This is a genomic window from Pseudoramibacter faecis, from assembly GCF_036289405.1.
Classification (GTDB): domain Bacteria; phylum Bacillota; class Clostridia; order Eubacteriales; family Eubacteriaceae; genus Pseudoramibacter; species Pseudoramibacter faecis.
This window is the reverse complement of the sequence record NZ_JAYFFI010000005.1, coordinates 62,214-88,076: the sequence shown is the minus strand read 5'-3', so window position 1 is coordinate 88,076 and position 25,863 is coordinate 62,214. Positions and strand designations below refer to the sequence as shown.

The window sequence follows — 25,863 nt, the reverse complement described above, 5'->3', positions numbered from 1 at the left end:
CCACTTTTACCGAAGATCGAAAGTCGAGAAAAACTTGAGGAGGACATGAGATGAAAGCATATGCCACCGAAATGGCTAAATCTCAGGAAATAGAACGCAAATGGTACGTCGTTGACGCCACGGACATGGTGCTGGGTCGTCTGGCGACGGAAGTGGCCACCGTGCTTAGAGGCAAGAATAAACCGTATTTCACCCCCCATGTCGACTGCGGCGATTTTGTTATTATTGTCAATGCGGACAAGGTTTGCCTGACCGGGAAGAAATTGGATCAGAAATTGTACAAAACCTATTCCGGGCATCCGGGTGGTCTGAAGGAAACCGTCTATCGGCGCTTTATGCAGGAAAAACCGGAGCTGGCCGTTTATAAAGCGGTTAAAGGCATGGTCCCTCACAACAAGCTGGGCGCTCAGGTGATGACCAAGCTTCGCGTTTACGCCGGGGCGGATCATCCCCACGCGGCGCAGCAGCCGGAAACACTGGCATTTTAATCACAGGGAGGACACTAACAGATGGCTAAAGTACAATATTTTGGAACTGGTAGAAGAAAGACGTCCGTAGCCAGAGTGCGTTTGCTGCCTGGTGACGGTCAATTTATCATCAACGGCCGCAATATCGACGATTATTTCGGTCTTGAGACCTTGAAGATGATCGCGCGTCAGCCCCTGAACCTGACGAACACCCTCGACAGTTTTGACGTCATCGTTAACGTTTACGGCGGTGGCTTCAACGGTCAGGCCGGCGCCATTCGCCACGGCATTGCCCGCGCGCTCATCGAAGCGGACAACAACCTGCGTCCGGAGTTGAAACGAGCCGGCTTCTTAACTCGTGACGATCGCATGGTTGAACGCAAGAAATACGGTCTTAAAAAAGCCCGCCGCGCACCGCAGTTCTCGAAACGTTAAACGGAACAAAACCGCCATATGGATCATAAGCCCCGAAGCCACGTGTTTCGGGGTTTTTGTATTGGGGAAAACAACCATGAAAAGAAGCCGCGGCCAGTCACGCAGCGCGCGGGGTTTTGAAACACGGCGCGCGATGATGGCAGCGAAATTTTCAGAGTTATCAAAGAGGGAGAGCGTTAAAGCATCCAAACGGCTGATAAGCGCATCAAAAACCTTGACAAGAATCCGAGGACCTAAAGCCTGAATGCGGATTCTTTTTGTTTGTGTCCCAGAAAAAAAGGAGGCTTTAATATGGATGCTAAAATTAAAGCGGTCATTGCAGCGCTCAGCGGACAGGAAAAAGCGTTTAATGCGTTATATAGAAACATCAGCAGCTGCTTCGGATTGTCGGAATGCGCCATGTGGGTGATTTATTACCTTATCGTGGAGGAGAACGCATTGACACAGCAGGATCTGATCCGGTTGATGATGTTTCCCAAGCAGACGATCAACTCGGCGGTGACCGGCCTCGCGAAGAAGGGTTATTTGGCGCGGACAAGGATGATCGGCACCCGAAATCGAAAGCAACTGACATTGACCAAAGCTGGCCGGCAGTTTGCCGATCGGACCATTGCAAGGCTGATTCGGGCGGAATCAGCCACCATTCGGAAAATGACTTTTGCAAAGATGGATGCCTGGGTGTCCCTCCACAACGAATATCTTGAAGCCCTTTGGGAATCATTTGAGGCGAAGGGCTGCTGACAAAGGAGAAGACATGATGAAACAGATCGATTTGCAAGATGTCATCCGGATCACGGATGCCACGAGCATAATTTGAAGGATCTGACGATCCCGAAACATCAATTGGTGGCATTCGTCGGCGTGTCCGGCTCCGGAAAAAGCTCGCCGGCCTTCGACACTATTGCGGTGGAGAGCAGCCGTGAATGGCAGGCCTCGTATCCGTTGCTTCTTAGGAATAAGATGCCGCATTATCATCGGCCGAAAGTGGCATCGATCGAGAACCTGACACCGGCGATCGTGGTGGACTAAAAACCGATGGGTATAAACAGCCGCTCGACGGTCGGAACAGCGGTTGACACGGCGCCGCTTCTGCGTCTCTTGTTTTCCCGGATCGGCCATCCGAGCGCCGGCAGGGCGTATTCCTTTAATCATCCGATGGGCATGTGCCCGGATTGCACCGGGCTCGGCGAGAAGCTCACGCCGGAGAAAGACAGCCTGTTTGATCGGGGAAAAACCCTTCGGGAAGGCGCCGCTTTATTCAGCCAATTTGCGTCCGGCTGGCAGGCGGATCTGTACCTGACCAATCTGGTGCTGGATCCGGATAAAAAGCTTTGCGATTTTACAGAAAAAGAATGGCGATTTTTATATGATGGTTTCGACGAGACCGTTAAGATCGAAATCCGTTCCAACGAAACGGGCCGGGTGGATACCGTTGCTTATGAGGGAGTGATTCCGAGATTTGAACGGCTTTATATGAAACGCGACATTACCAAACTGAAAAAGGGACTGCAGCGGGAGATTCTTTCCCATGTTTATCAGGCGCCCTGTCCAACCTGCGGCGGGACCGGGTTTAACCCGAAAGCGCTGGCCTCCAGGATCGATGGCCGCAATATCATCGACTATATGGCCATGAGTGTCAGCGAATTATGGCCGGCGCTGGCAGAGAGATTGATGATCCAAGGGGGCTTCCCTCGCGAAACAGATCATGACCTATCTGAAGCGGATGACGGATGTCGGCATCGGATACCTCACTTTGGGAAGACGAACCGATACCCTTTCCGGCGGCCTATCTGCGAAAGCGCTCCTGTTAACGCAAGGGATCGACGGGTAAAGCGGAGAATCCGGAGTTAACTTGGTTTGGCAGGGGGATGACCTGACCGTCTTTGATAAAAAATTTTAAGAATCCTTGCCGAAGGGCGATCCTTTGTATAAAATAAATGCATGTGTACACACCATTTTTGCGTGTCGGCATTGTATTCCATATAATTGACAAGGAGAAGCTATGTTTTTATTGATTTTGATCGCGCTGATCGTTGTTCTGGTGGCGCTCAATGTGCGCATTGTGCCCCAGGCGGAAAGCTACGTCATCGAGCGGCTGGGCAAGTACAAATGCACCTGGACCGCCGGTATCCATATCAAGGTGCCGCTGATCGAACGCATTGCCAGAAAGGTATCACTGAAAGAGCAGGTGTTGGACTTCCCACCCCAGCCGGTGATCACCAAGGACAACGTGACGATGCAGATCGACTCGGTGGTGTTCATGCGGGTGTTCGACTCCCAGCTTTATACCTACGGCATTGAGAATCCCATCGCCGGTCTGCAAAATCTTTCGGCGACCACCCTGCGCAACATCATCGGCGATATGGAACTCGATCAGACCCTCACCAGCCGGGAAGCCATCAACGGGCAGATGCAGGCCATCCTGGACGAAGCCACCGATCCCTGGGGAATCAAGGTGACCCGGGTTGAAATTAAAAACATCCAGCCGCCGAACGAAATCGAAGAAGTCATGACCAAGCAGATGCGCGCCGAACGGGAGCGCCGCCAGACCGTGCTTGAAGCCCAGGCCCATCAGGAAGCGGTGGTCTCCCGGGCCGAAGGGGACAAACGCGCGAAAATCCTCGCTGCCGAAGCCGAAAAGGATGCCCGCATCGCCTTGGCTGAAGGGGAAGCGAAATCCTTGCTTTTGGTGGCCCAGGCCAAAGCTGGCGGTTTGGCGATGCTGCGCGACGTCAAAATCACCGATCCGGTCTTAAAATATAAGAGCATCGAGGCCCTGAAGGACATGGCCGACGGCCAGGCGACGAAAATTTATATGCCGGCAGAATTGTCGAGCCTTGTTTCGGGTTTGGGCGCCGTCGGGGAAGCCCTGGCCGATGCCGGAAAGCCGGCACCCGCGACCCCGCAGCAAGCGCCGGCGTCGAAAGAAGTGCCGCCAACGAACAAAGCGCCGAAGGCATAAGCAAAAGTGGGCGCGATGCCCGACAGATTTAAAATCCCGTTGTCTTAATGGCAACGGGATTTTTTTGCGCGAAGGCCAAAAACCCTTCACCGATTCGGAGGGATCAAAAAACCCGAGAAGCGGCACAGTTTGTGGCGAGGAAATGTGCTAAATTGTAAAAGTTGTCAAAAAGTGAATGCGGTGTGAACCGCGCGCAATACAGAGTGGCAATTAAGAGGGGGGAGATATGGCCGCAAATCAGATCATCGTTTTTGTCATGGCGTGCTTTATGCTTTGGGGTGCCGTCGACAAGGTCTTTTTAAACAATCGCTTCGGCTACGGCTCGGATTTTGATGAGGGCTTAAACATGATGGGCACTCTGGCCGCGTCGATGCTCGGCTTCATGTGTCTTGCGCCGGTGATCGGGCGGGGATTAAAACCAATGATGACGCCGATCTTCCGGGCGATTGGCGCGGACCCGGCCATGTGTGCCGGATCAGTGCTGCCTATCGACATCGGCGGGTACGCCCTGGCCAAGGCGTTGACAAATGATCCGCAGATTCAGGCGCTGTCGGGCATCATTCTGGGGTCGATGCTCGGCGCGACGGTGCTTTACAATATTCCGCTCTCCTTGGCGCTGGTGCGCAAACGGCATCACCGGTTTTTGGCCCGGGGCACGATGCTGGGGGTAATCACCGCGCCCATCGGCACCTTTTTCGGGGCTTTAATCGGCGGGATCCCGGCGGCTAAAATTTTGACAAACATTGCGCCGGCGACGCTTCTCGCGCTGTTGCTCACCCTGGGCCTATGGCGAAAGCCCGAGGTGCTGCTCAAGGGGTTTGCGGTTTTTTCCCGGCTCATCATGAGCCTTTCGGTGATTTCCCTGGCCTGCGCCATTTTTACCGAGCTCACCGGTATCGCGATCATACCGGGAATGGATTCCCTCAAGCCGCAATTTATTATTGTCGGGCGCATCGCCATCACATTGGCCGGGGCTTTTCCCTTTATCCGATTTTTGACGCGTATCTTTTCCAAGCAGCTGAGCGACATCGGCCGATGGATGGGCGTGAACGAGGCGACGGTGGCCGGTATGCTGGCCTCACTGGCCAACAGCATTCCCGCCTATAAAATGCTGGACGCCATGGACGATCGCGGCAAGGTGGTGGCGCTTGCGTTTTTAACGCCGGGGGCTTATTGTCTCGCTGGGCAGATGGCTTTTGCTGCGGCCAACGCCCCGGCTTATGTGATTCCGATGATCGCGGCAAAGCTTATCGCCGGAACACTGGCCGCGGCCCTGGCGGTGCTCTCGATTCGGTTTAGCAGAAATCGATAAGCCTGAACGAGCGCAAAAGCCGCTCCGAATGAAAATAATGCAAAAAGCCTTGTAAATTAATGAAGTCTGCTATAAAATAATTGGGTTATAGATGATTGGTCCGATAGCGGGCAGGAATACAAAAGCCGACAGGCAGGAGAAGCAAGTGAAACAAGAAAATCCCATTATGAATATCGCGGTGATCGCCCACGTCGATGCCGGCAAATCGACGCTGGTCGACGCTTTTTTGAATCAGAGCCATGTCTTTCGGGACAACCAGGAAGTGGTGGACTGCATCATGGACTCGGACGACCTCGAGCGGGAACGCGGGATCACTATCTATTCCAAAAACTGTTCGGTGATGCACGACAACATCAAGATCAATATTGTCGACACCCCGGGCCACGCCGATTTTTCCTCCGAGGTGGAGCGCATCCTCAAGACGGTGGACACGGTGATTCTGCTGGTGGACGCCAGCGAAGGCCCGATGCCCCAGACGCGTTTCGTGCTCAACAAATCTTTGGAGCAGGGTCTGCGGCCGGTTTTGTTCATCAACAAGATCGATAAAAAGGACCAGCGCGCCGAAGAGGTGGTGGACGAAGTATTCGACCTTTTTGTGGAACTGCACGCGAACGACGAACAGCTGGATTTCCCGATTCTTTACGGGATCGCCAAGGAAGGCGTCGCCAAATACGAAATAGACGACGATAATACTGATCTGACGCCGCTGTTTGACACCATCATCAAACATGTGGGCATTCAGGAGGACACGAGCCTCGATCCGCTGCAGATGCAGGTGTCGACGCTGGCCTACGACGATTATATCGGTCGGCTGGGCATTGGCCGCATTTCTACGGGCACGATCCACGAAGGGGAAGCGCTGGAGGTGGCCAAGCGCGACGGCTCCTTCGAGAAGGTCAAGGTGAATCAGATCTTTGTGTATAAGGGACTGTCCCGGGTGGCGGTGGATCGCGCCGTTGCCGGCGATATTGCGGTGGTGTCCGGGATTCCGGATATCTCCATCGGGGAGACCATCGGCGAAATCGACCAGGTGCAGCCCATGGAAATGATCGATATCGAAAAGCCGACCCTGTCGATGAATTTCTTTGTGAACACCTCGCCCTTTGCCGGCCGAGTTGGCAAGTTCGTGACGACGCGCCATCTGAAGGCCCGCCTCGAAAAGGAGCTGGAGGTCAACGTCGGGATGACGGTGGAAGCCCTGCCGGATACCACGGAAGGCTTTAAGGTTTCGGGCCGGGGCGAGCTGCATTTATCTATCCTCATCGAGAACATGCGCCGAGAGGGCTATGAGCTGGCCGTGTCCAAGCCGGAGGTGATTTTTGAAACGGATGCATCCGGTCACAAAATGGAGCCGGTGGAAGAAGTGGTGGTCAACGTGCCGGATCAGTATTCCGGGACGGTCATCGCTAAACTCAATCAGCGCAAGGGCCTGATGGCGACCATGAACTCGGAAGAAGGCTGGACGGACATGACCTTCCACGTGCCGACCCGCGGCCTTCTCGGCTTCCAGAGCGAATTTATCAACGATACCCACGGCGAAGGGACGCTGGTGCGCCGCTTCGACAGCTTCGAACGCTACATGGGGGAAATTCCGGGACGCCAGAACGGCGTGCTTATTTCTGGTGTGGCTGGAGAAACCATGGCCTATTCGCTGTTTAACCTCAGCGACCGCGGCACCCTGATGGTGGGGCCGGGCACGTCGGTTTACGAGGGGATGATCATCGGGATCAACAACCGCAGCGACGACATGGTGGTCAATCCAATCAAGAACAAGAAGCTGACGAATACCCGGGCGTCGGGCTCGGACGAGGCACTTAAGCTCATCGATCCGAAGATTTTCTCGCTGGAGGAAGCCCTTGAATTTATCGAAGACGACGAGTTGGTGGAGGTCACCCCGGACAGCATTCGCCTGCGCAAGAAGATTCTTTCCGAATTGGATCGCCGCCGCAATCGCCGTGGGGACAAAAATTAATCGTGGTAACAAATCAAGGGAAACCGAAGCCCGATGGCATCGGTTTCTCTTTGTTTTTTGGCGGCCTTGCGTTATAATAAAAAATCATGAGAGTTATAATGATGCGCCACGGCGAGACCGTGGGCAATGTGCAACGGCGCTATCTGGGCAAGAGCGAATCCCCGCTGACGCCTGTCGGCGAGGCAACCAGTGCGGCGATGGCGGAGCGGCTTGTGGCGATGGACGCCGAATGCAAAATCGATCGAATCTACACCAGTCCCCGGCAGCGGACCCGACAGGTGGCCGATCGGGCGTCGGCACGGCTGAGCTGCCCGATGACGGTTCGCGAAGAACTGCGGGAAATGGATTTTGGCATTTTTGAGAGGTTGACCGCTGGGGAGGCCGAGGCCAAGGCGCCGGCAATCTGGGCGGCGTGGATGGCGGATTTTGCCCATTATCGCCTGCCGGGCGGGGAAAGTGCCGATGATGTGATGGCCCGGGTTCGGGCGTTTATCCGTCGCGTTCAAGCAAGCGGCGATGGATCCATCGCCGTCATCACCCACGGTGGGATAGTGCGCAGTCTGCTGACGGCGCTTTTGGCCCTGCCGCCGGAGGCCGGCTGGCATTTTGAGATCCCCCTCGGCGGTTTCGCGATTGTCGATTGTGCGGACGGTTACGGCATTTTGAAGGGCCTGGGACGGGTCGATATTGATCAGTAGTTCATGAGGAGAAGGGTTTGGAAAAAATCAAGCAAGAAATACGAATCGATAATGCGGACGTGATGCCGGTGCTTTTCGGCAAATACGATGCCAACGCCAAACAGATCGAAGAGGCCTTCGGCGTGCGGATGGGCGCGGCGGATGGGGCGGTGATCCTGGCAGGGGAAGCTGTTCCGGTGGCAGCCGCCGCCCGGGTGGTAGACGAGATGGTAAAGGTTATCCAAAAAGACGACGATATCTCCGCCGACACCACCCATTACATCATCGGTTTGCAGCGCAAGGGGCTTGAAGAACAGTTCAGCAGCCTGTCGGACGACATCATTTGTTTCACGACCCGTGGCAAGCCGATCCGGGCCAAAACCCTGGGGCAGCACCGCTACATCGGGGCCATTCGCCAAAACGACATGGTCTTCGGCATCGGGCCGGCGGGGACGGGCAAAACTTATCTCGCCATGGCCATGGCCATCACTGCCTTTAAAAACGGCGAGGTGGACCGCCTGATTCTCACCCGGCCGGCGGTGGAAGCTGGCGAAAAACTCGGATTTTTGCCCGGCGATCTGCAGGATAAGGTCGACCCCTACCTGCGGCCGCTTTACGACGCGCTGTTTGAGATTATGGGGCCGGAGGCCTTTGAGCGCAATATGGAAAAGGGACTGATCGAAGTGGCGCCGTTGGCCTATATGCGCGGGCGCACCCTCGAAAACGCCTATATCATCCTCGACGAGGCCCAGAACACCACGCCGGAGCAGATGAAGATGTTTTTGACGCGCTTCGGGACGGGCTCGAAGGTGATCATCACCGGCGACATCACCCAAATCGATCTGCCGGCCGGCAAACGTTCGGGGCTTAAAGAGGCTCAGCGCATCCTGAAAAATATCAAGGGCATCGCCTTTGTGGAGTTTAATTACAGCGATGTGGTGCGCCACCGTTTGGTGCAGCGCATTATCGAAGCCTATGAAAAATACGATCAAAAACGGGCCGGCCGACGCGCGAAACGCGAGGTGAAAAAAGAGGACGGACATGTTGACCATTCAATTTGAAAATCAAACGGGCGAGGTGCTTTCAGAGGCGCTTTGGGCGAAAATGCAGACCTGTATCCGAAAGACGCTGGCGAGCGAGAACGTGCTCGTCGATGAGCTGCCTCTGGAAATTTCGCTGACCCTGGTGAGCTCGGAGACCATCCGCATGCTCAACGCCAATTACCGCGGCATCGACCGGATAACGGATGTGCTTTCCTTCCCCATGCTGGTATTTCCCGAGGGGATGGCGGTGCTGACAACCCTATCGGATCGGCCGGTGCTGCTGGGAGATATCGTGCTCAATCCCCGGCGTGCGGCCGAGCAGGGAGAGACCTACGGCACCGGTTTTGAACGGGAAATGTGCTACCTGACGGTGCACTCGGTGCTGCATCTGTTGGGTTACGATCACATGAAGCCGGATGACCAGCAGGCTATGCGCGCCCGGGAAAAGGCAATTATGGGCGACGACTAAGGGCAAGAGAATGAAAATTTTAAAACGGATGACACGGCTCAAAAGAAGTTTCAGCTATGCCTTTGAAGGGGTGTTTTATGTCTGGCGAACCCAGCCCAACATGAAGATTCACTCGGTGATGGGCACGCTGGCGATCCTTCTGGGGTTTGCCCTGCATATTTCTGTGGCGGAGTGGCTGGCACTCATCATTGTGATCGGCTTTGTGCTCATTCTCGAGGTCATTAATACCGCGGTGGAAACCCTGGTGGATCTTTATACCGAGGAGTATCTCACGCTGGCCAAGCATGCCAAGGACACGGCTGCCGGGGCGGTGCTTTTGATGGCGCTGGTCTCCGTTGCGGTGGGCTGTGTGATCTTCGTGCCCAAGCTTTTGGCGCTGTTCGGAATCGTTTAGGAGAATGTCATGGCAGAAACAGATCAATCAAAACCGGTTTTTAAATCAGGCTTTGTCGCGCTGATTGGCCGGCCCAATGTGGGCAAGTCGACACTGCTCAACGCGATTTTGGGCGAGAAAATGGTGATTACCTCGGCGCGGCCGCAGACCACCCGCAACAGCATCCGCTGTATCCACACGGACGCCGATTGCCAGATGGTGTTTGTAGACACGCCCGGCGTGCACAAGCCGAAGAATAAATTGGGCGAATACATGAAAAAGACCATCCATGACACATTGGCCGATGTGGACGCGGTGCTCTATCTGGTGGAGCCGACGAAAACGGAGCGGCCCGAGGATACCTATATTCAAAAATTGCTGGCTAAAACCCGAACGCCAGTGATTCTGGTGATCAATAAAATCGACACGGTGGACAAACCGGCATTGCTCGACATCATGGCGCGCTACCGCGGCGAAGACAGGCTGCGGGCCATCGTGCCGGTTTCGGCGAAGCGCGGCGAAGGCATCGGCGAAGTGATGGCGGCGCTGATGGCGGCGCTGCCCGAAGGGCCTCAATATTTCCCGGGTGATATGATCATCGACCAGAGCGAGCGCTTTGTCGTTGCCGAGATGATCCGCGAGAAGGCGCTCAACCGCCTGCGGGATGAAATCCCCCATGGCATCGCGGTGGAGGTGACGGCGATGCACCCCCGGCTGGCCAAATACAAGAAGACCGTCGTGGATATCGAGGCCACGGTGTTTTGCGAAAAGAAAAGCCACAAGGGCATCATCATCGGCAGGGGCGGCGCCATGCTTAAGGCCATCGGCAGCGATGCCCGCCGGGATATCGAGGCGTTTCTGAGGCAGCCGGTGAATCTGCAGCTGTGGATCAAAATCCGGCCCGACTGGCGGGAGAGCAGCCGGGATTTGAAGGATTTGGGGTATCGCGAATAAATGGCGCTGGTGCGAACAAAGGCGCTGGTGATTCGCGAGCAGCCCTTTCAGGATCACGACAAGATTCTGACCTTGTTCACCGAGACCGAGGGCAAGCAAAAGGCCATTGCCAAGGGAGCCAGGCGGCGCAAGGGCAGCCTTGGCGTGGCGACTCAGCTCTTTGCTTATGGGGATTTCGTGTATTATCCGGGAAAAAATTTTGCCAACATCAACGAGGTCACGCTGATCGAAGCCTTTTATGCCCTGCGGGGAGACGTGATGAAGATGGCGTTGGGCAGTTACCTGCTGGAGCTCCTCGATGTTTTCTTCGACTTTTATCAGGGAGACCCGGAACTGCTGAAGGCTGCGACCCATATTTTGTATTATCTTTCAGAAAATATGGCCGCATCCGACGAGGCGCTGGCAGCGGGCTTTCAGCTCAAGCTGGCAAGGCGGCAGGGCCTGGGCCCGGTGCTCACGCGCTGTGTGCGCAGCGGGGAGCGGGAAAAGCTAACGGCCTTTTCGATTGCCGATGGCGGCGTGGTGACCGAAGCGTATCGCCGCGCCGGCGATCAGGCGCTCAGCGCGGATCTGCATCGGGTTCTGGAACGACTTATGGGTGAAAGCATCAAGGACATTTGCCACGGCGACTGGGACGCGGCGGCGGTTCGGCAGGCGCTTAAGCTCGGTCAGGCTTATATCGCGGCACAGGCGGGGCGACGCATCAAAAGCTATGATTTTTACAGACAATTGGCAGACGGAATGGATCCGGCGCGGGATAAACATTGAGGGTTTTTAATGGGGCGTGCGATAATGCGCGCCAACAGGCGATTCATGAATCAGGAAGGGAAGGTCAACCAATGAAGGAACATTTATCGGCTCCCGGCGAGATGACCCAATGGTTTGACGGGAGTATTTACGCCCTGAAAAAGGGGGATTTTACGAAAATCCGCGTCCATCGCGACGGTTCGCAAATTACCGCACATTATGGCGCCGACGAGATTTGTATCGATTTATCGGTGAAGAAGACCGGTCGGATTTTTTTGCGGCTTGAGTCGACATCGGGAGAGGTGCTGCAATGGTTCAAAGCCTGTGTGACCGATGTGATGCTGCACCCCCAAGCGGGCTTTGACGAAGGGTTGAATGCGGCGCCGCAGGCGGCCCCCTTCGGGGCGGACGGCACCTTTGCTCCCTATACCGATCCCGAGGCCGATCAGGTTGCGGATTTTGACGATGCGGTATCGGATCCGCAGGTGTCTCCAGCCGATGCAGGGCAATACGGCGATGACGATTTCGCAGAGGCGGTGTCGGCCTATGAGGATCCCCCCCAGACTCCGCAGGAAAAGTGGGAGCGGCTTAAGGCGCGGCCTTGGTTCGCCTGGCTGATGCTGGTGGTGCTGCCGCCGTTCGGGATTTATTTGCTCTGGCATGTGCCGCACTTTAAAAAAGTCAGGCGCGTTTTGCTCACGGCGTTTTTCGCGGCCTATTTCTTATTTATCTGGCTGGGATTTTTGGGTGTGAATACTGGCGTCAACCGCAGAAGCATCAGCACCTGGTGGCGGCATCGGCACCAGACGGAAACGGTCGTGCAGAAAACGCCTTCGCAGACGTCGAGCACGGATTCGGACGACGATGAAACGGTGATCGATACCCTGTGGCACAGCATCACGGAGATGTTCAGCAATGTGACGTCTTAGGCATGTCATTAATTAAAAAAAGCCCTTCGCGGTTATCTACCGCGAGGGGCTTTTTTGTGGCGCCAGTCAGGCAAGGGCGCTGATGGTTTCACAAAGAAAAGCGTAGGTGCGTTTAAAGGAAGGGATGGACATGTGTTCGTTCGGCGTGTGAATATCCATATTGTCCGGTCCGATGGAAACGATGTCGAGATTCGGCAGCTTATCGGCAAAGAGGCTGCATTCCAGCCCGCCGTGGATGGTGGCGCGTTTGAGGGGGGAGCCGGTGCGGGCCTGCCAGATGGCGTTCATCGTACCAAATAAGGGGGAATCGGCACGGCTGGGCCAGGCCGGGTACTGCCCGGTCATCGTGGAGCGGCCGCCGAGATAATCGGCAAAGTTGATGAGTTTGTCGCAAAGCAGATCCCGGGCCGCATTATGGGCCGAGCGGACGCTGAAGGTCATCGTGAAGCGTTTGCCCTCTGTGGCGGCGATCCCCAGGTTGAGGGAGGTATCTACCGCGCCGGGAACGGCGCGACCCATGGCTTGAACGCCGTTGGGGGCCGTGGTCAGCGCGTAGAGCAGAAGCGCTTCCGAATCCGGCCCGAGCACTTCGGCCTCCTGCTGTTTGTTTTCGCCGTAGGTGACGGCCAGAGCCAGATTGCGGTCCCGGGCGCCGGCGATTTCCCGGAAGGTCTGCTGCAGGGCGTTGATATACTGGTCGAGTTCGAGGCGTTCGTAGGGGCCGATCATCAGTTTGGCGGTGCAGGCGGTCGGGATGGCGTTCTCCTTGATGCCGCCGTTTAAATCGATGATACTGAAGTCGATCGTTTTGCCGATGGTCGCAAGGATCTGCCCCATGGCGACGTTGGCGTTGAGGCCGAACTGATCGATGGCGTCGCCGGAATGGCCGCCGGCAAGGCCGGAAAGGGTAATGGTGGCGGCGAGCCCCTTGGCTTTCACGCGGCGCAGGGGAAACACGCATTGGATTTTGGCGCCGCCGGCACAGCCGACAGTGGCTTCGCCTTCATTCTCCGAGTCGAGGTTGATCATGCTGACCGCGTCGGCAAAGGGCGTCATGTTCAGGGCATAGGCGCCGTCCATGCCGACTTCCTCCTCGACGGTGAAAATCATGTAAAGCTTGGGATGCACGAGCTCGGGCTCGGCCATGATGGCCAGACACATGGCGATGCCGGCGCCGTCGTCGGCGCCCAGGGTCGTGCCGTCGGCGTAGAGATAATCCCCTTTGACGACGAGCTGGATCGGGTCCTTTGCAAAATCGTGAGGCGAATCCGGCACCTTGTCGGCCACCATATCGAGATGAGCCTGGAGGATTACGGGCTTCGCAGTTTCGTGGCCTTCACTGGCCGGCAGTGTCGCGATGACGTTGCCCGCGCCGTCTTGGTGCGTGTCGACGCCGTGAGCCGCGGCGTAATCTAAAATGTAATCGGCCAGGGCCGCGGTGTTGTAAGACGGATGAGGGATGCGGGTGATTTGTTCAAAGGCATCAAACAAATTTTTCGGTTCGAAATCTTTTAAAATATTTTTCATGAGTGGAACTCCTCTTGGCTTTCATTGGATAATGGGTGATTATAGCACAGTAAAGCTTGAGATTTGGTTAACAGGTTGCGTTGCCGGAGAACCATGGGATCCATTGGCAGCAATTTGACTTTCTGCTTTATATAAAATAAGATAGATCTATCTAAAATATTTATATAAGGGAAAAGAAAAGGGGGTTCAATGGCATTATTATCTGTCGTATTACCGGCCTACAATGAGGAAGGCAATATCAAGAAAGCAACAAAAAGCATCCATCAAATTTTAATAAATGCAAAAATAAATCACGAAATCATTTTTATCGATGATGGCTCCAGTGATCACACTTGGAAATATATTGAACAGATGGCTCAAACAGAGATGTTTATTCGCGGGATTCATTTTTCCAGAAATTTTGGAAAGGAAGCTGCGATCAATGCCGGTTTGGCGCATGCTCGAGGAGATTGTGCCGTTGTTTTGGATTGTGACCTCCAGCATCCGCCGGAAAAAATGGTGGACATGTACCGACTGTGGGAACAAGGATATGAAATCGTCGAGGGCATCAAGATAGACCGCGGGGAAGAAAGCGCTGTGCATACATTTGCGGTGAGTCAATTTTACAAAATGATGAGCAAGGCGACAAATATTGATATGGCAAAAGCGTCGGACTATAAGCTTTTAGATCGGCAGGCGATTCGGGCATTGCTTAATATAAGCGAAAAACAGGCTTTTTTCAGGGCCCTATCCGCCTGGATCGGATTTAAAACGGCCACGGTGGCATACGCGGTTCAGGAGCGGAAAAGTGGCGCGTCTAAATGGTCGACGAAAGCGCTCATTCGCTATGCCGTTTCAAATATAACGTCCTTCACGGCAAGACCCCTGCAAATCGTAACGATTTTAGGAGGGATGATGCTGGCCGTCGCATGCGTCTTTGGTGCTGTCGCATTGCATCAAAAGGTAGCCGGCACTACCCTCGGCGGGTTTACCGCCGTTATCTTGCTCAATCTTTTTATGGGAAGTGTCGTCATGATCAGTCTTGGCATTATTGGCCATTACCCGGCAAAAATATATGAAGAAGTTCAAGGAAGACCGCGGTACATTATTTTCAAGACCTGCGGGGATCAAAAAAATGAAAAATAAAAAAAATATATCGTTTGGGGTTAAAGCATTTTCGACCAAGCATCTGACCTTTTGGATTTGCGTGAGCGTTTTTGGCATTGTCTTGGTCATGATGATGGCATTACTGTTTAAATATGGCTATGCGCCCTTTGGCAGCAATTCTTTAGCGTGCGGTGATGCCGATATTCAATATTTAGATTTTTTTGCATATTTTAAAGATGTGCTAAGCGGCCAAAATAGCTTGACGTACTCTTTCAGCAAAAGCTTGGGCAGCACAGGCATTGGGCTTTACAGTTATTATTTGGCATCTCCTTTCAATTTGTTGATTATTTTTTTCCCAAAAGAAGCTTTTCATACTTTTTTTGACGTATTGGTTGCACTGAAACTGGCGGCTTGTGGGGTGACCATGGCGTTTTATCTTCAAAAGCGGTTTTATCACAGACTGAAAAGTTATTTAGTGATTTTGCTTTCCCTGGGATATGCCTTTATGCATTATAATATTGCGCAGGGCAGCAATATCATGTGGCTCGATGGTGTTTATATGTTGCCGCTGATGCTGTTAGGCGTCTACAAATTGGTTCAAAATAGGAAAGACGGGTTGATGTTGGCTGTGACGGTTGGGCTGTCCATTGTCTTTAATTGGTACACCGGCGCCATTAATTGTCTGTTTTCGGTGTTTTGGCTGTTTTTTGAAATCGGGATTAAAAAACTTAATTTTTTCGGAGAGGAAGACGCCCATCCTATTAAAACCATCCTTCGGGATGTTATCAGCTATGGCGTTGCGATGCTGTTTGGTATGGGGCTAAGCGCTGTTTTATTTTTGCCGACGGTTGCAAATTTAAGGAACGGCAAGGGCGGCGCCTTCGATTGGAAGCTGTTAACTAAGAATATTTTCAGCGGCAATCCGTTTGCAACGATCCAGAGCTTTGTATACGGAACGCTGGGGACACCAAACAATGCCGTTCTTTTTTGTGGCAGTGTGGCGCTGCTGGGATGCATGCTTTTTTTCGCCTCCGAATATTTTAATCGAAAACAAAAATTTTTTGCGGGATGCTTTCTAATCGTCAATTTAATGTTTTATTATTGGAACCCGCTTTTTATGGTGTTTTCGCTGTTAAAATATCCCAATAATTATTGGTTCCGATACCTTTACGTGAGCGTTTTTTCAATTATTTTTATGGCGGCGCTCTTTTTCACGCAGAGCCCGACTGAAGAGCACTTTGAGACCAAGATCTTAAAGGCGGGCATTTCTTTTGCCGCGCTTTTAATTTTTTTGCAGTACATTCATCCCACCGCGGAACTGAAACTGACCATTTACACGGGTGCTGTTTTTGCAATGATTTCTGTAGGGATTGCAAAAATATTTATTTTAGAAGAAAAACCTCGGAAGAGATTAAGGCGAATGGTGGTGATTGTGCTGCTGTGTGTGCTGGCCTGCGGAGAGCTGGCATACAACACCAAGATTTTAATGAAAACATATCACGTGGATACGGTGAGGAATTATCATCAATATGTGCAATCCAGCAGCAGACAGATTCGGGCGCTCAAAGCTTATGATCACGGATCGTTTTATCGGATCGGCGAAACGAGTACGCGGCGCATGAGGGGAAGTGGAGCCGGAACGACAGCCAATTATAACGAAGCATTCGTTAATGCCTATGCCTCGAATGCAGGGTATTCTTCAACCAATGACGGGAATGTCGTTGACTTTTATGATCGGGCCGGATATAAAGAATGGGCAAAGGCGATGAATGCAGTGAATGATCCCGTCATGCCAATCGATGCGCTGACAGGAACCAAATATCTCTTGTCGTCCTATCCGATTAAAGGATTTAAACAGGTTAAGGGTGTCGGCAGATACAATCATAAAGCGGTGTATCAAAATCCCTATGTTTTTCCCTTCGCGTTTTCATATCGACCTGTCCAGAGGATAAAGCAGCAGGCCGCTGCGAATCCTTTTAGTTATCAAAATAAAATCATCAGTTCAGCAAGTGGGATCGAAACTGAATATTATACGCCGGCGGTTTATCATGCAGAGACTAAAAAGACTAAAGAAGGCCTTAAAAAGACTTATCAGATTGAGGTTCCTAAAGATGGCTCGCTTTATGTTTATTTCCCATGGAAAAAAGAAAATGACGGGGTGAAAATGGATTTAAACGGCCGCAAAAAGATCGCCTATGCCTGCTGGCTTTCGCCTTCAGTGGTTTTCGTTCCGACAAAGGCAGGCGAAACCACGGCAAAAATCACAGTCACAATGCCCCGAAACTTTATTTTTAAAGATGAGCAGCTTTTCGTGCTTGATTTATCCCGATTCCGAAAGGCTTCAGCTGCAATCAATCGCCGAGCAGCCCAAAAGATTCAGGTGAAAAACAAGAGTATTTTTTGCGAAATAGACGGCAAAGCAGGCGAAGCGTTATTTTTGTCCGTTCCAGAGGATAAGGCCGGCTGGCGGATCACAAGAAACGGTAAGAAAATAACAGCGGATACTTTTGCCGATTGTTTCATTTCAATTCCGTTACAATCTGGGAAAAATAAGATCGAAATGCACTACCACGTTCCGATGTTTAAGGCCGGCGGAGTTATCAGCCTGCTGACTTTAAGCGCGCTGGTGTGCCATGAGGTCTTAAAAAGGAAAGACCGGTTTAGCGCCGGCTGAAAACAAAAAAATTAGGAAAGCGAAAAATTTGCCATTGTCGCCGCTTTTTTCTATAATGAGGGCACATATCAAAACAAAGGGAGAAAACAATGAACGGACAAGGGCCTTCCGGCAGCGGTGCGCCGCGTTTTATAAAAAATTGGTTTGGGCAATGGCAGTCCCTTTTAACCGAGGGCATTATGATGGTGGCGCTGGGAGCGGCTATTTTATTGCTGCCGGGTTTCCATATTTTGTCGGTGGTGATCCGGCTGATCGGGATCGAGCGGCTGATCGTCGGGGTGATCGCGTTGATTGCCGCCAGACGACCGGGCGGAGAATGGTCGACCGGGCGGGGAGTTTTTAATTTGGTGATCGGTTTGATACTGGCGGTGATGCCGGGATTCATCGTCGGTTTCTTTCTGGCACTGGTCGGATTCTGGACCATAGCGATGGGCATCGGCATGTTGCTCACCGGTGCCGTGCTGGGCCCCTTTTGGGGAACGCTGCGCGTGATGACAGCGGCGGTGCTCATCGGATTTGGCTTGGCGGCTATTTTTAATCCGAAGGGATTCATCCAGTTTTTTGTGACGATTTTGGCGGTCATCTGCATTGTCGTCGGCATTTGGATGATCGGCCGTTCGCAAAGATTGCATAAAGAGATTGAAGCGTGGCAAAAAGACGCGGATGGTTATACGGATTATACGGTCGAATAACGGCAACAAAAGAATCTGGAAAATTTAAAAATCGCGGAAGAGCGGAAAGGATAAACCATGCGCATTGTGGTGGGCATGTCCGGCGGGGTGGATTCCTCCGTCGCGGCGTTGCAGTTAAAACGAGCCGGTCACGACGTGATCGGCATTTTTATGAAAAATTGGGATGAAACCGACGAAAACGGCGTGTGCACGGCGACGGAAGATTATGAAGATGTGAAGCGGGTGTCGGAGGCGCTGGGCATCCCCTATTACACAGTCAATTTCGAAAAGGAATATCAGGACCGGGTATTTGCCTATTTTCTGGCGGAATATAAACGGGGGCGCACTCCCAATCCGGACGTGCTGTGCAACAAGGAGATCAAGTTCAAGGCGTTCATGGACTACGCGATGAAGGTCGCCGGGGCTGACAAACTGGCGACCGGGCACTATGCCCGCATCGACCGGGATCCGGCGAGCGGGGCCTATCGGATGCTTAAAGGGGTGGATACGGGTAAGGATCAAACCTATTTTCTTTGTCAGTTGGGGCAGGCGCAGCTCGAAAAGACGCTTTTTCCCATTGGGGATTTGCCCAAAAGCGAAGTGCGCCGTCTGGCACAAGTGCATCATTTGGTTACCGCCGGGAAAAAAGACTCCACTGGGATCTGCTTTATCGGCGAACGTAATTTCCGGCAGTTTTTGAGCCAGTATCTGCCGGCCAAGCCTGGCCCGATCAAAGATTTTTCCGGCAGCGTGAAGGGACGACATAACGGCTTGATGTATTATACCCTGGGGCAGCGCCGGGGGCTGGGCATCGGCGGGCAGGGGACCGGCGAGCCCTGGTTTGTGGTACGCAAGGATCTTTCGGAGAACGTGCTTTATGTGGTGCAGGGGGCAGAGCATCCGGCGTTGTATTCCACCAGCTTGCGTGCTTCGGCGATGAATTGGATCGCTGGCCGGGCGCCGGCCGCTCCTTTTGACAGCGCGGCTAAATTTCGGTACCGCCAGCCGGATCAGGCGGTGCGCGTCACACCGACATCGGATACGACGATCGCTGTGGATTTTGAGAAGCCCCAGCGCGCGGTGACGCCGGGTCAGGAAGTGGTGCTTTACGACGGCGAGATCTGCCTGGGCGGAGCGACCATCGACGAAGTGACCATGGTCGACGGCCGTTTGCAGCGATAGGAGGGCGGCCATGATGCGAATGAGCACGCTCTGTTATCTTTTGCAGGGCGATCAGGTGCTGATGCTGCACCGGACGGTGAAGGCAAACGATGTGAACCACGGCAAATGGATCGGCGTCGGCGGGCATTTTGAGGCGGATGAAAGCCCAGAAGAGTGCCTGCTGCGCGAGGTTTGGGAGGAAACCGGCTACACGCTGACGGCCTGGCGGTTTCGCGGCATCGTGACCTTTGTTTCTGGGGACGGCGTTACGGAGTATATGCATTTATTTACGGCCGACGGCTTTAGCGGCGAGCCGCATCCCTGTGATGAAGGGGAGCTGGCCTGGGTGGACCGCGATGCCGTGTGGGGGCTCAACCTCTGGGAGGGCGACCGAATCTTTTTTCGCCTGATGATGGAAACCGCCGGCTTCTTTTCGCTGAAGCTAATGTATAACGGGCATGACCGGCTGGTCTATGCGGCGCTTAACGGCCAGCCGATGGAACTTTTTGACGTGCTGGATGAGAACGGCCGCAAGACCGGCGTGGTGCGCGAGCGGGGGGTGGCCCATCGGGACGGCAGTCTGCACGGCACGGTGCACATGTGGATTGTCCGCCGGGGGGCTGCCGGGCCGGAGGTGCTGCTTCAAAGGCGCGCGCAGAGCAAGGATTCAAATCCCGGTTGCTACGATATTTCGTCGGCGGGGCACATTGCGGCCGGCGGTGAGGTGATGGATGCGGCCGTGCGGGAAATGCGCGAAGAATTGGGCCTGAGCGTGGGTCCGGAAGATCTGCACTATTTGGGGCAGCATCGCGGGGGATTTAGGTCGCGCTTTCACGGGCATCCCTTTTGGGATAACGAGCTCAGCCATGTCTTTGTCTACACCAACCCGGTAACCGTCGATGATTTAATGCTGCAGCCGGAGGAGGTCGCCGCGGTGCGCTGGATGGGGATGGACGCCTGTCTGGCCGGCATGCGCGACGGAAGTCTTCCTAACTGCATTCATGAGGACGAACTCGAAATGGTTCGGGCCTATCTTGGTGTCGATGCTTTTGAATAGTGGTGCTAAAAAAGTAAATCCGTTGATCGGATTTATTTTTTTGCGAATAAAAGTCACTACATCATTTAATGTGCGGTTGAATAAACGACGGGATGAAAATAGCGCTTCCTGTCAGGGTGCCGGCTGGGCGACAGATTGTGAAATAGATAAAAGACAAGGGGAACAAGAATTCCGTAACCGCCGTAGTCTGTTGCGGCGAAAGAAGCGGTCAGGCACTCCGATAAAACGATGCCTGCCGCAGGTAATGGGCACCAGGAAATGCGGGAACGCAGAGTGCCCACGCTTCCGCTGATCATGAGGGCCGGCGATAAGGTAAATAAAATATTTTGTGCATTGGGTTCACATCAGGCTGCACTGGTGAACAGATTGGGAGGGCTTAAATGAATAGGGTAATCTGTTATTCATTTATTTTGGAACGATAATTTGATTTGTGAAATCATTTTTTTGCGGTATAATGAAGTAAGATAAAGCTAACAGGATGGGAGGCAGAAAATGGAAAAGGATTTTTTGAAGATCGCGCATTTGAATAAAAGCTTCGGGGAAGGCGATATGCGGGCCGAAGTGCTCCACGATTTAAATTTTTCGGTGGCGCGGGGCGAATTTTGCGTGCTGCTCGGGCCGTCGGGTTCCGGAAAATCGACGCTGCTCAACGTGATCGGCGGCATCGACACGGCGGACAGTGGTTTTGTGGGCATCGACGGCGAGCGCACCGCTGCGATGAACGAAAAGGCGTTGACGCAGTATCGGCGCAGGCATCTGGGCTATGTGTTTCAAATGTACAATTTGATCCCCAATTTAAATGTGGAGGAAAACATTGAGGTAGGCGCCTATCTTGCCGATAATCCATTGCCCCTCGAGACATTGCTTGAGACCCTCGGTCTCACCGAGCATCGGCATAAGCTACCGAGCCAGATCTCCGGCGGACAACAGCAGCGCACGGCCATCGGCCGGGCTGTGGTTAAAAATCCGGATATTTTGCTTTGCGACGAGCCTACGGGCGCCCTTGATTATAAAACCTCCAAGGAAATTTTGGGTTTAATTGAGAACGTGAATCAGCGCTTTGGCAGCACGGTCATCATGGTGACCCACAACGAAGCCATCCGGCACATGGCGGATCACGTGGTGACGCTGCTCGACGGACGGATTCGAAAAGATACGCGCAACGCCAGCCGTGTGGCCGCTGCCGATCTGAGTTGGTAGAGCCATGAGAAAACGCACCATTTCAGATCCCCTGCGCAAACGGCTGCTCCGAGAGCTGAAAACGGATTTTGGCAAATATTTTGTGATTTTTGCCTTTCTGGTGATCACCATCGGTTTCGTCTCGGGGGTGTATGTGGCCAATGGAGGCATGCTCAAGACATCGAAAGAAAGCTTTTCGCGTTATCGCATCGAGAGCGGACACTTCGCGCTCGATCACGCGGCGGACGACGGTTTGCTTTCAACCTTGCGCAACCAGAGGATTAGGCTTTATCCCGATTTTTATAAAATGCTCAGCGAGAAAAATGGACGCCGCAAGGGTCGCGTGCGCGTTTATGCGGTCCGGCATCGGGTGAATAAGGCCGATGTGATGGCCGGCCGTCTGCCTAAAAAAACCGACGAAATTGCCATCGACCGGATGCACGCGAATAACAACGGCATTGCCGTGGGGGATCACATCCGAATCGGCGGCAGAAAGATGAAGGTCACCGGTCTTGTGGCCCACAGCGATTATTCTGCGCTCTTTGAAAACAACACGAACCCGATGTTCGACGCCATCAATTTTGACGTGGCCGTGGTCACGGCAGAAACCTTTGACGCCCTGCCCCAGAGCACACACTATAATTATGCCTGGATTTACCGCGGCGCGCCGAAAAACGACAACAAGGAAAAAGTGCGCGCCGACAAACTGATGAATACCATCGCCAAGGAGGCAGCGCTTTCGGGGAACCGTCTGACGGATTTTGTGCCCCGGTATTTAAACCAGGCGATCAATTTCACTATCGACGACATGGGCGGCGACCGAACGATGGCCGGTATCATGCTCGATATTCTGGTGGTGGTGCTGGCGTTTATCTTCGCGGTGACCATCAGCAATACGGTAACCAAGGAATCGGCGACGATCGGCACCCTGCGCGCCTCGGGCTATAGCCGAGGAGAGCTATTGCGCCATTACCTGACCATGCCGTTGATCGTCACTCTGGTGGCGGCGGCGGTCGGCAATGTGCTGGGGTATACGCTATTTAAAAACGTGGTTGAGGGCATGTATTACAACAGCTACAGCCTGCCGACCTTCGTGCCGCTCATCAGCAGCGACGCTTTCGTGATGACGACGGTGGTGCCCATTATTCTGATGATGCTCATCAACGTGGCGGTGCTGGCACAGAAGCTCAGCTTTTCCCCGCTGGCTTTTCTTCGCGGCGATCTGACCCGAAAACAGAAAAAACGCGCCATACGGCTGCCGCGCATTCGGTTTATCCGCCGCTTTCGGCTGCGCATCATTTTGCAGAACCTGCCGGGCTATCTGGTGCTCGTTTTGGGTATCACCTTTGTGATGCTGCTCCTGTATTTTGCGACGGGCTTTCCCTCGACGCTGAGGCATTATCAGCAGGAGGCCACCGAGACGATGATCGCCGATTATCAGACGATTTTAAAAGCAACGGTGCCGACGGCGACCAAAGGGGCGGAACCCTTCTCGATGACGGAATTGGAGACGGTATCCGGCGTGCACAAGGGGGAAACGATCACGGTGTACGGCATCGCCTCCCATTCGCATTATGTATCTGCGATCGGCCGCCTGAAGAGCCATGAGGTCTATCTGTCCGAAGGTTTCCGGAAAAAGTTCGGCTATCGCAAGGGCGATCGCGTGACGCTTTCTGCAAAATATGAGCACAAGCGCTACCATTTTGAAGTCGCGGGCTTTGCAAAAGGTGCGAACACCATGGCGGTCTTTATGCCGAACCGGCGCTTTAACACCGTTTTTGGTTACGACACGAACCATTTTAACGGCTACTTTTCCAATCGAAAGGTTAAAGACATCGACAGCCGCCTCATCGCGACGACCATCGACCGCGGCGATGTGACGAAAATCAGCCGACAACTCAATCACTCCATGGGCAATTATATGCGCTATTTCCAATACGCCTGCGTCGTGGCTGCGGCGCTGCTCATTTATCTGCTGACCAAGCTTATTATTGAGCGCAACACCAATGCCATCTCCATGGTTAAGATCTTAGGCTATAAGGATCGGGAAATCGCCTCTTTGTATCTAATTGCGACGACTTGGGTCATCGTGCTGGCAGAGCTGATCGGTCTGTTGGTTGCCGGCCTTTTGATCCGGCTGATCTGGGTGGCCTATATTAACACGATGGATGGCTGGTTCAGCTTTTATATGCCGCCGAGCGCGCAGATTAAAATGTTCATCGCTGTTTTTGCGGGCTATGCCGCCGTGACCGTGCTCGATTTCAGGCGTATCCGCAAAATTCCGATGGATACAGCGCTTAAAAATATGGAGTAAGGCTTGATATTCGGGATTAAAAGGGTTACAATAAAATCGTTAAATACAGAAAAAGGGGAGCTGGCAACGGCTGAGAGGAAGCATTCGCTTCGACCCATACACCTGATTTGGATAATGCCAACGGAGGGACCATCGCGAAACTTTGAGGATATGCCTGTTCAGGTGTATCCTTTTTGCTGTGCGCGGTCAACCGGGGGCACCACCTTTGGCCGCGAAGAAAACCGTGCGCAGAGCGCGCGGCAGGCCGGATCCCGGCCAGGCGCCGGAAACGCAATCCGCGGGGGAATCGCTCCCGGCTGCTGCTTCCGGGGCCTTCAATCGTTAACGGTTAAGCACGAGAAGCAGGAGGCAATGATGACAAGAACCTATCACACCCAGATGGAAGCGGCGCGCCGCGGTATCGCGACGCCGGAGATGCAGGCGGTGGCTCGAAAGGAAGGGCGGTCCGTGGCGGAACTCGCGGCGCTGATGGCAACTGGCAAGGTGGTGATCCCGGCCAATCCGGGGCACCGGGGTCTTGATCCCAACGGTATCGGCAGCATGCTTACCACCAAGATCAACGTGAATCTGGGCGTCAGCCGCGACGTGGCGGATTACGACGCGGAGATGGACAAGGTGCTGGATGCGGTGAATCTCGGGGCCCACGCCATTATGGATCTGTCGAGCCATGGGAATACCCAGCCCTTCCGACGCAAGCTCTGCACGGAATGCCCGGCGATGATCGGCACCGTGCCGGTTTATGACGCGGTGATTCATTATCAGCGCGATCTCGGCACGCTCACGGCTCGGGATTTTATCGACGTGGTGCGTCTACACGCGGAGGACGGCGTGGATTTTGTGACGCTGCACTGCGGCATCACCCGCAATACCATCGCGCAGATCAAGGGCAATGCCCGCAAGATGAACATCGTCAGCCGGGGCGGCAGCCTGGTGTTTGCCTGGATGAGCATGACCGGCGAAGAAAATCCCTTTTACGAATATTACGACGAAATTTTGGATATTTGTCGGGAACACGATGTGACGGTGAGTCTCGGGGATGCGTGCCGGCCGGGGTGTCTGGCGGACGCTTCCGATATCTGCCAGATTGACGAGCTGGTGCGCTTGGGCGAGCTGACGCGCCGCGCCTGGGCCAAGGATGTGCAGGTGATGGTGGAAGGGCCGGGCCACGTGCCGCTCGACCAGGTGGCGGCCAATATGCAAATTCAGCAGACGATTTGTCAGGGGGCGCCTTTTTATGTGCTTGGGCCTCTGGTGACGGACATCGCCCCGGGATACGATCACATCACGGCGGCCATCGGCGGGGCAGCCGCCGCCATGAACGGCGCGGCTTTCCTGTGCTATGTGACGCCGGCGGAGCATCTGGCGCTGCCCAACCGCGGGGATGTGCGCCAAGGGATTATCGCCAGCCGCATCGCGGCCCACGCGGCGGACATTGCCAAGGGCGTGCCCGGCGCCAGAGATCAGGACGATCGCATGGGCGATGCCAGACGGGCCCTCGATTGGGAGGCGCAGTTTGCCGAAGCCATCGATCCCGAAACGGCTCGGGCTATTCGCGACAGCCGCGCGCCGGAGGACGATCACAGCGAGGCCTGCAGCATGTGCGGTAAGTTTTGCGCTGTGCGCAGCATGAACAAAGCCCTTTCTGGGGAGATCATCGATATTCTGTAATGCCGTGACCGATCCGCAAAAACACCGACATTTTTTATGCCGGTGTTTTTTGTATGAAGAAAACTATGCGTTAAATGCGTGGTTCCAGCGATCTTAAAGAAAATAGGGAGCAGAAAAATATAGGTGGGCAGGAGGAATCTTCCGAAATGATTGTTTGCCAAAAGGTCATTTTAGAAGGATTGCTAT

24 protein-coding genes, 1 pseudogene and 1 riboswitch are annotated in these 25,863 nt (G+C 53.8%); of the genes and pseudogenes, 23 read left to right on the top strand and 2 right to left on the bottom strand.

Annotated features, from left to right (window positions below; genetic code table 11):
- Nucleotides 1–50 precede the first annotated feature (50 nt).
- The 15 genes from rplM to V3C63_RS05620 all read left to right on the top strand — a co-directional run bounded on the left by rplM (nucleotide 51) and on the right by V3C63_RS05620 (nucleotide 12,340).
- Nucleotides 51–488 carry a 50S ribosomal protein L13 gene (gene rplM, locus V3C63_RS05690; protein ID WP_329886845.1) on the top strand — a complete coding sequence of 146 codons (438 nt, stop codon included), beginning with the start codon at nucleotides 51–53 and terminating at the stop codon, nucleotides 486–488.
- Between the two features lie 21 nt (nucleotides 489–509).
- Entirely contained in the window at nucleotides 510–902 is a 393-nt protein-coding gene (rpsI, locus tag V3C63_RS05685; protein ID WP_329886844.1) for a 30S ribosomal protein S9, read from the top strand.
- A 291-nt stretch (nucleotides 903–1,193) separates the two neighbouring features.
- Complete coding sequence (locus V3C63_RS05680) at nucleotides 1,194–1,643, top strand: MarR family transcriptional regulator (protein WP_329886843.1); 450 nt, start codon at nucleotides 1,194–1,196, stop codon at nucleotides 1,641–1,643.
- A 72-nt stretch (nucleotides 1,644–1,715) separates the two neighbouring features.
- The gene (locus V3C63_RS05675; protein WP_329886842.1) at nucleotides 1,716–1,931 is read left to right on the top strand and encodes a P-loop NTPase family protein; all 216 of its coding nucleotides are present in this window, start codon (nucleotides 1,716–1,718) and stop codon (nucleotides 1,929–1,931) included.
- Nucleotides 1,932–1,937: 6 nt separating this feature from the next.
- Complete coding sequence (locus V3C63_RS05670) at nucleotides 1,938–2,753, top strand: hypothetical protein (protein ID WP_329886841.1); 816 nt, start codon at nucleotides 1,938–1,940, stop codon at nucleotides 2,751–2,753.
- 151 nt (nucleotides 2,754–2,904) lie between these two features.
- The gene (locus V3C63_RS05665) at nucleotides 2,905–3,864 is read left to right on the top strand and encodes an SPFH domain-containing protein (RefSeq protein ID WP_329886840.1); all 960 of its coding nucleotides are present in this window, start codon (nucleotides 2,905–2,907) and stop codon (nucleotides 3,862–3,864) included.
- A gap of 226 nt (nucleotides 3,865–4,090) precedes the next feature.
- Nucleotides 4,091–5,176 (top strand): ethanolamine utilization protein EutH, encoded by a 1,086-nt coding sequence (locus V3C63_RS05660; protein ID WP_329886839.1) that lies wholly within the window; start codon nucleotides 4,091–4,093, stop codon nucleotides 5,174–5,176.
- Nucleotides 5,177–5,321: 145 nt separating this feature from the next.
- Nucleotides 5,322–7,148, top strand: coding sequence for a translational GTPase TypA (gene typA, locus V3C63_RS05655; RefSeq protein WP_329886838.1), 1,827 nt, complete (start codon nucleotides 5,322–5,324; stop codon nucleotides 7,146–7,148).
- A gap of 98 nt (nucleotides 7,149–7,246) precedes the next feature.
- The gene (locus V3C63_RS05650; RefSeq protein WP_329886837.1) at nucleotides 7,247–7,846 is read left to right on the top strand and encodes a histidine phosphatase family protein; all 600 of its coding nucleotides are present in this window, start codon (nucleotides 7,247–7,249) and stop codon (nucleotides 7,844–7,846) included.
- Nucleotides 7,847–7,863: 17 nt separating this feature from the next.
- Nucleotides 7,864–8,886: a PhoH family protein gene (locus tag V3C63_RS05645; protein WP_329886836.1), complete on the top strand. Its 1,023-nt coding sequence runs from the start codon at nucleotides 7,864–7,866 to the stop codon at nucleotides 8,884–8,886.
- Nucleotides 8,867–9,337, top strand: a complete 471-nt coding sequence (gene ybeY, locus V3C63_RS05640; RefSeq protein ID WP_329886835.1) for an rRNA maturation RNase YbeY — start codon at nucleotides 8,867–8,869, stop codon at nucleotides 9,335–9,337. The genes V3C63_RS05645 and ybeY overlap by 20 nt, the downstream gene beginning before the upstream one ends.
- 10 nt (nucleotides 9,338–9,347) lie before the next feature.
- Entirely contained in the window at nucleotides 9,348–9,731 is a 384-nt protein-coding gene (locus V3C63_RS05635) for a diacylglycerol kinase family protein (RefSeq protein ID WP_329886834.1), read from the top strand.
- A 9-nt stretch (nucleotides 9,732–9,740) separates the two neighbouring features.
- Nucleotides 9,741–10,664 (top strand): GTPase Era, encoded by a 924-nt coding sequence (gene era, locus V3C63_RS05630; RefSeq protein ID WP_329886833.1) that lies wholly within the window; start codon nucleotides 9,741–9,743, stop codon nucleotides 10,662–10,664.
- Nucleotides 10,665–11,432, top strand: a complete 768-nt coding sequence (gene recO, locus V3C63_RS05625; RefSeq protein WP_329886832.1) for a DNA repair protein RecO — start codon at nucleotides 10,665–10,667, stop codon at nucleotides 11,430–11,432.
- Between the two features lie 71 nt (nucleotides 11,433–11,503).
- Nucleotides 11,504–12,340 (top strand): hypothetical protein, encoded by an 837-nt coding sequence (locus tag V3C63_RS05620; protein ID WP_329886831.1) that lies wholly within the window; start codon nucleotides 11,504–11,506, stop codon nucleotides 12,338–12,340.
- A 66-nt stretch (nucleotides 12,341–12,406) separates the two neighbouring features.
- Here V3C63_RS05620 and pepD read toward each other — a convergent pair whose 3' ends face one another.
- Entirely contained in the window at nucleotides 12,407–13,867 is a 1,461-nt protein-coding gene (pepD, locus tag V3C63_RS05615) for a beta-Ala-His dipeptidase (RefSeq protein ID WP_329886830.1), read from the bottom strand.
- Nucleotides 13,868–14,056: 189 nt separating this feature from the next.
- On the opposite strand from pepD, the gene V3C63_RS05610 reads away from it, so the two are divergent.
- The 5 genes from V3C63_RS05610 to V3C63_RS05590 all read left to right on the top strand — a co-directional run bounded on the left by V3C63_RS05610 (nucleotide 14,057) and on the right by V3C63_RS05590 (nucleotide 20,516).
- On the top strand, nucleotides 14,057–14,992 hold the full coding sequence (locus V3C63_RS05610; RefSeq protein ID WP_329886829.1) for a glycosyltransferase family 2 protein: 936 nt from the start codon (nucleotides 14,057–14,059) through the stop codon (nucleotides 14,990–14,992).
- Nucleotides 14,982–17,627: a YfhO family protein gene (locus V3C63_RS05605; RefSeq protein WP_329886828.1), complete on the top strand. Its 2,646-nt coding sequence runs from the start codon at nucleotides 14,982–14,984 to the stop codon at nucleotides 17,625–17,627. The genes V3C63_RS05610 and V3C63_RS05605 overlap by 11 nt, the downstream gene beginning before the upstream one ends.
- An 89-nt stretch (nucleotides 17,628–17,716) precedes the next feature.
- Nucleotides 17,717–18,319 carry a DUF308 domain-containing protein gene (locus tag V3C63_RS05600; RefSeq protein ID WP_329886827.1) on the top strand — a complete coding sequence of 201 codons (603 nt, stop codon included), beginning with the start codon at nucleotides 17,717–17,719 and terminating at the stop codon, nucleotides 18,317–18,319.
- 57 nt (nucleotides 18,320–18,376) lie between these two features.
- A complete protein-coding gene (gene mnmA, locus V3C63_RS05595) occupies nucleotides 18,377–19,480 on the top strand; it encodes a tRNA 2-thiouridine(34) synthase MnmA (protein ID WP_329886826.1) in 1,104 nt (367 codons plus the stop codon).
- A 10-nt stretch (nucleotides 19,481–19,490) separates the two neighbouring features.
- Complete coding sequence (locus tag V3C63_RS05590) at nucleotides 19,491–20,516, top strand: NUDIX domain-containing protein (protein ID WP_329886825.1); 1,026 nt, start codon at nucleotides 19,491–19,493, stop codon at nucleotides 20,514–20,516.
- Between the two features lie 65 nt (nucleotides 20,517–20,581).
- Here the strand turns inward: V3C63_RS05590 and V3C63_RS11790 are convergent.
- Nucleotides 20,582–20,842, bottom strand: a pseudogene (locus tag V3C63_RS11790) (hypothetical protein); the annotation flags it as partial.
- 166 nt (nucleotides 20,843–21,008) lie between these two features.
- On the opposite strand from V3C63_RS11790, the gene V3C63_RS05585 reads away from it, so the two are divergent.
- From V3C63_RS05585 to thiC, 3 genes are all read left to right on the top strand, one after another.
- Nucleotides 21,009–21,716, top strand: coding sequence for an ABC transporter ATP-binding protein (locus tag V3C63_RS05585; RefSeq protein ID WP_329886824.1), 708 nt, complete (start codon nucleotides 21,009–21,011; stop codon nucleotides 21,714–21,716).
- Between the two features lie 4 nt (nucleotides 21,717–21,720).
- A complete protein-coding gene (locus V3C63_RS05580) occupies nucleotides 21,721–24,009 on the top strand; it encodes an ABC transporter permease (RefSeq protein ID WP_329886823.1) in 2,289 nt (762 codons plus the stop codon).
- Nucleotides 24,010–24,052: 43 nt separating this feature from the next.
- Nucleotides 24,053–24,155, top strand: a riboswitch (TPP riboswitch).
- A gap of 208 nt (nucleotides 24,156–24,363) precedes the next feature.
- The gene (gene thiC, locus V3C63_RS05575) at nucleotides 24,364–25,677 is read left to right on the top strand and encodes a phosphomethylpyrimidine synthase ThiC (protein ID WP_329886822.1); all 1,314 of its coding nucleotides are present in this window, start codon (nucleotides 24,364–24,366) and stop codon (nucleotides 25,675–25,677) included.
- The last annotated feature ends 186 nt before the right edge of the window (nucleotides 25,678–25,863 follow it).